This window comes from Kitasatospora sp. MY 5-36 (assembly GCF_001182915.1).
Lineage (GTDB): Bacteria > Actinomycetota > Actinomycetes > Streptomycetales > Streptomycetaceae > Kitasatospora.
Window position 1 is genome coordinate 1 of the sequence record NZ_LFVW01000437.1, and the last position, 4,822, is coordinate 4,822.

Annotated in this window: 4 protein-coding genes; 3 read left to right on the forward strand and 1 reads right to left on the reverse strand. The window is 74.6% G+C overall.

The features are described 5' to 3' along the window. Positions 1 to 28 precede the first annotated feature (28 nt). The 3 genes from AE652_RS25915 to AE652_RS25925 all read left to right on the forward strand — a co-directional run bounded on the left by AE652_RS25915 (position 29) and on the right by AE652_RS25925 (position 3,724). Complete coding sequence (locus AE652_RS25915; RefSeq protein ID WP_063780266.1) at positions 29 to 2,416, forward strand: sulfatase-like hydrolase/transferase; 2,388 nt, start codon at positions 29 to 31, stop codon at positions 2,414 to 2,416. 184 nt (positions 2,417 to 2,600) lie between these two features. Further along, complete coding sequence (locus AE652_RS25920; RefSeq protein ID WP_049655650.1) at positions 2,601 to 3,254, forward strand: 4'-phosphopantetheinyl transferase; 654 nt, start codon at positions 2,601 to 2,603, stop codon at positions 3,252 to 3,254. 86 nt (positions 3,255 to 3,340) lie between these two features. Then, on the forward strand, positions 3,341 to 3,724 hold the full coding sequence (locus AE652_RS25925; RefSeq protein ID WP_049655651.1) for a barstar family protein: 384 nt from the start codon (positions 3,341 to 3,343) through the stop codon (positions 3,722 to 3,724). Between the two features lie 31 nt (positions 3,725 to 3,755). Here the strand turns inward: AE652_RS25925 and AE652_RS25930 are convergent, their stop codons facing one another. Next, positions 3,756 to 4,688, reverse strand: coding sequence for a polysaccharide deacetylase family protein (locus tag AE652_RS25930; RefSeq protein ID WP_234348537.1), 933 nt, complete (start codon positions 4,686 to 4,688; stop codon positions 3,756 to 3,758). Positions 4,689 to 4,822: the final 134 nt, after the last annotated feature.

Sequence of the window (4,822 nt, forward strand, 5' to 3'; positions counted from 1 at the left end):
CCCGCCCGAGCCACCCCCGGAGCACCGTATGAGCACCCCGCCCGACCCGCACCGCCGCGACCCGTACGCGGGCTTCCCCGGCACCGTCGGCCGCACCTTCGCCGAGTCCGTCCCCGCCTGGCCGCGGCGGGTCCGCCCGCGCGAGGGCGCGCCCAACATCGTCGTCGTGCTGATCGACGACATGGGCTACAGCGACATCGGCCCGTTCGGCGCCGAGATCCCCACCCCCACCCTGGACCGCCTCGCCGCCACCGGCGTCCGGCTCGCCAACTACCACACCATGCCGCTCTGCTCCCCCGCCCGGGCGGCCCTGCTCACCGGCCTCAACCCGCACCGGGTCGGCTACTCCTTCGTCGCCAACGCCGACCCGGGCTTCCCCGGCTACGGCATGGAGGTCGCCGGGGACATCCCCACCCTGGCCGAACTGCTGCACGACGCCGGCTACGCCACCTACGCGGTCGGCAAGTGGCACCTCACCCGGGACTCCGCCTCCAACGCCGCCGACGACCGCGCCAACTGGCCGCTCCAGAAGGGCTTCGACCAGTACTACGGCGTCCTGGAGGGCCTGACCAGCCTCTTCCACCCGCACCAACTCGTCCGCGACAACAGCCCGCTGGACATCGACGAGTTCCCCGACGGCTACTACTACACCGACGACATCACCGACCAGGCCGTCAAGATGGTCACCTCACTGCGCGCCCACGACGCCGACAAGCCGTTCTTCCTCTACCTCGCCCACAACGCCGTGCACGGCCCGCTCCAGGCCAAGCCCGAGGACCTCGCCCGCCACCGCGGCCGCTACGACGGCGGCTGGGACGAGCTGCGCCGCACCCGCTTCGCCCGCCAGCTGGCCGCCGGCCACTTCCCACCCGGCACCGAGCTGCCCGAGCGCAACTCCGAGGCCGGGTACGAGGTCGGCCCGTGGGACGAACTCACCGACGTCCAGCAGACGTTGTACGCCCGCTACATGGAGGTGTACGCGGCGATGGTCGACAACGTCGACCAGAACCTCGGCCGGCTCACCGACACCCTGGCCGCCCTCGGCGAACTCGACAACACCATCATCGTGTTCACCAGCGACAACGGCGGCACCGGCGAGGGCGGCGCCGAGGGCACCCGCAGCTACTTCAGCCGCTTCGTCCACCACCCGAACCTGCCGGCGGACTGGAACCCGGACGTCCGGCGCGAGATCGACCTGATCGGCGGCCCGCGGAGCCTGGTGCACTACCCGCGCGGCTGGGGCATGGCCTCCAACACCCCCTTCCGCCTCTACAAGGGCCAGACCTACGCGGGCGGCGTCCGCGTCCCCTTCGTGCTCTCCTGGCCGGCCGGCCTGCCCCGCGCCGAGGGCGACACCGGCGTCCGCACTCAGTACCAGTACGTCACCGACATCCTGCCCACCCTGCTCGAACTCGCGGGCGTGGAAAGGCCGTCGGAGCGCCTGGGCCACCCCGTCCAGGAGCTCGACGGCACCGGCTTCACCTCCGTGCTGCGCGACGGCGCCGCGCCCGGCACCCACCACGAGCAGTACTGCGAGATGACCGGCAACCGCAGCTACTACCGCGACGGCTGGAAGCTGGTCACCCTGCACCGCCCGGGCACCCCGTACGACGACGGCGAGTGGGCGCTGTACGACCTGCGCACCGACCCCACCGAGATCCACGACCGCGCCGCCGAACACCCCGACCTGGTCAAGGAGTTGTCCGCCGCCTGGGAGGCCGCCGCCTGGCGCGACGGGGTCTTCCCGCTCGCCGACGGCAGCGGCGCCCTCGCGCTGCGCGGCCCCGAGGCCGAGCGGCTGCGCCGCCCGGTCACCCTGCTGGCCGGCACCCCCGAACTGGAACGCTACCGCTCCTCCCGGCTGATCGCCTTCCGCTCCTTCACGGTCGAGGCCGCGCTCGACGGCTACCGGCCGGGCGACCAGGGCGTCCTGGTCTCGCACGGCGACCAGGGCGGCGGCTACAGCCTCTACGTCGAGGAGGGCCGGCTGCGCCTCGCCTACAACCAGTACGGCGACCTGCTGGAGGCCGACGGAGGCCCGCTGCCGGCCGGCGCCCGGCTGATCACCCTGGAGGTCACCGCCGTCGCCGACCTCAGATGGGAGTTCCGGCTGCTCGTGGACGGCCTACCGGTGGACGGCCTGCCGGTGGGCGACACCGGGGACGGCGCCGCGGCCGGGGCGGAGCCCGCCCTGCTCGGCCCGGTCCACCAGCTGATCGGCATGGCCCCGTTCCAGGGCATCAGCGTCGGCATCGACCGCAAGTCCCCGGTCTCCTGGCCGCTGTACGAGCGGCACCGCTCCTTCCGCTACACCGGCGCCCTGCACTCCGTCACCTACCGGCCCGGCGAGCCCGCGCCGTACGACCCGGAGACGGTGGCCCGGGCGCTGCGCGAGGCGGCGGCCGCCTTCGAGTAGCCGGCCCCAAGCCGGGCCGGACCGGGCCCAGACCGGACCCGGACCAGCCGCGGACCGGCCGGTCCGCGCCAGTCGGGCCGGGCCGGTCGGCCATGATCCCCGATCACCCGCCAAGATCCCCCCACCCGGGTTACCCTCGTCCCGCGCGGCAGCCCGGCCGCGCGGCCGACCGAGGGGGGAACGGATGATCGGGGACCTGCTGCCGGACGTCGTGGTGACCGAGGTGGCCTACGAGGACCCGCCGGAGGCCCGGCTGGAGCCCGAGGAGGAGCCCGCCGTCGCCCGCGCCGTCGACAAGCGGCGCCGCGAGTTCACCACCGTCCGGCACTGCGCCCGGGCCGCCCTCGCCCGGCTCGGCGTCCCGTACCGCCCGCTCGTCCCGGGCCTGCGCGGCGCGCCGAGCTGGCCGGACGGCGTGGTCGGCAGCCTCACCCACTGCGACGGCTTCCGCGCGGCGGCCGTGGCCCGGGCCGGCACCCTCGCCTCCGTCGGCATCGACGCCGAGCCCGCGCTGCCGCTGCCGGAGGGCGTCCAGGAGGCCGTCGCGCTGCCGGTCGAGCAGCAGCGGCTCGCCAAGCTGGCCGCCGAGCACCCGGACATCCCGTGGGACCGCATCCTGTTCAGCGCCAAGGAGTCGGTGTACAAGGCCTGGTTCCCGCTGACGCAGGTCTTCCTGGACTTCGACGAGGCCGAGCTGGACCTCTCCCCCGACGGCACCTTCACCGCCCGGCTGCTCGTCCCGGGCCCGGTGGTCAACGGCCGCCGGCTCGACGGCTTCGACGGCCGCTGGGCGGTCCGGGACGGGCTGCTCGCCACCGCGATCGCCGTCGTCCCCTGACCGGCGACCAGGCCCCGGGCCGTCACCGACCGGCCCCCGGACCGTCACCGACCGGCCCTCGACCGGGGCGGCATATCCTCGACCCCGTGACGGTGACCTATGTGATCGACGGCGACGAGATCAAGACCCTGGAGGACTTCTGGGACGTGGTCGGGCGGACCATCGGCGTGGACGGCTACTTCGGCCGCAACCTCGACGCCTTCGCCGACTGCCTGCGCGGCGGCTACGGCACCCCCGAGGACGGCGACTGGGTCATCGAGTGGCGCCACCACGAGGTCTCCCGCCGCAACCTCGGCTACCCGGAGACGGTCCGGCAGCTGGAGCTGCGGCTGGCGCGCGCCCACCCGACCAACCGCTCGCGGATCACCGCCCAGCTGGACGCCGCCCGGGCGGGCAGGGGGCCGACGGTCTTCGACTGGCTGGTCCGGATCATCGAGGAGGAGCACCCGGGCGGCCTGCGCCTGGCCTGACCGCCCCGGGGCCCCGGCTCCGGACGTTCCGCTACAGCACGTCCGAGAGCCGGACGAAGCGCCGCCCCGCCGCCAGCAGCCCCGGCACCGCCGCCGCCACCCCGGGGGCGGTGCCGCCGCCCGGGCGGTTCATGTGCCCGATCACGATCGCGCCGGGCGGGGCGGAGGCGACCTCCCGCCGCACCTCGGCGGACCGGAGCGTCGCCCCGTCGTCCCCGTTGACGGTGAATCCGGCCACCCGCTGGCCCAGGTCGGCGACCACCCGGGTGGCGACGTCGTCGTAGTGCGCGGTGCCGGAGCGGAAGAACCGGGGCGGGTGCCCGAGCAGCCCGGTGAGCTTCTCGGCGTTGCCCGCCACCTCGTCGTACACCTCGCCGACGCCGCGCGTGCCCGCGATGCCGTAGGCGGAGCGGCCGGTCACCGAGAGCGGACGGTGGACGGTGCCGTGGTTGCCGATCTCGAACAGCGGGTCGGCGGCGAGCTGCTCGAACTCGTCTGGGTTGGCGTCGATCCAGCGGGCGTTCAGGAAGAGCGTGGCCGGCACCCCGTGCGCCCGCAAGGCGTCGATCAGGTCGGCGTCGTAGCCGCTGCCGCCGGGGCCGCCGCAGGCGTCGAAGGTGAGCGCCATGGCGCTCTCGCCCTCCGGCAGCTCGGTGATCACCCCGGACACGTCCAGCCCCCACTCGGCCGGGGCCAGCGCGCCGTACCGCTCGACCACCTCGGCCCGGGTCGCCGGGTGCGGGGGCTGCTTCGCGGGGTCCGGCGCGGGCGTCGATGCCGGCGCGGATGTCGGCGCGAGGGCCTCGGTGGGCCCGCCGGACGGCGTCGCGAGCGGTTCGGCGGACGGTTCGGTGGACGGTGGCGCCGAGGGCGAGGCCGGACCGGTGCCCGCCGCCCTGCTCCGGCACCCCGCCAGCGCTCCTCCGGCCACCCCCATGAGCAGTGCCCGCCGACTCACCGACACGCCCGTCTCCCATCCGCGCCATGTCTCGCACAAGCCATGCCTCATATAACCCGATGGCATGTAAACCGATGACATGACTATGAACCGACCATTCGTCACTCCCCGCAACTCGCCCCCGCCCCCGCCCCCGCCCG

Bases quoted from the DNA above. Each gene is read 5' to 3' on its own strand.
- AE652_RS25915 (WP_063780266.1), top strand. From the start codon at position 29: ATGAGCACCCCGCCCGACCCGCACCGCCGCGACCCGTACGCGGGCTTC.
- AE652_RS25920 (WP_049655650.1), top strand. From the start codon at position 2,601: ATGATCGGGGACCTGCTGCCGGACGTCGTGGTGACCGAGGTGGCCTAC.